Source organism: Psychrobacter sp. CAL346-MNA-CIBAN-0220, assembly GCF_040309805.1.
GTDB lineage: Bacteria > Pseudomonadota > Gammaproteobacteria > Pseudomonadales > Moraxellaceae > Psychrobacter.
On the sequence record NZ_JBEOPF010000750.1, the window covers coordinates 1 to 234 of the forward strand.

The 234-nt window shown below is 35.0% G+C and carries 1 protein-coding gene; it reads left to right on the plus strand.

Going from position 1 to position 234, the window contains the following annotated elements; all coding sequences use genetic code 11:
* Positions 1-127: 127 nt before the first annotated feature.
* Positions 128-234 (plus strand): FKBP-type peptidyl-prolyl cis-trans isomerase N-terminal domain-containing protein (locus AAEY88_RS15545; RefSeq protein ID WP_350563836.1); only part of this gene is annotated, 107 nt, incomplete at its 3' end.

A 234-nucleotide genomic window follows, 5' to 3' on the forward strand; every position in this document is an offset into this window, starting at 1 on the left:
TCTCGACACCTTTGAGCATGTCTTTCTTGTTGGCTATTAAGTTAAAGATCCAGCTTTGACTCAAGAGAAAATGCAGCAATTTTTTATGTATTATAAAAAAGAGCAAGAAGAGAATTTTGCAAAATAAATGAAAAAAAAAGCGGCCGATAATAAAACCAAAGGTGCTGCCTTCTTAGCAGAAAATGTAAAAAAAGACGGGGTTAAAGCGACTGCTTCTGGATTGCAGTATAAGGT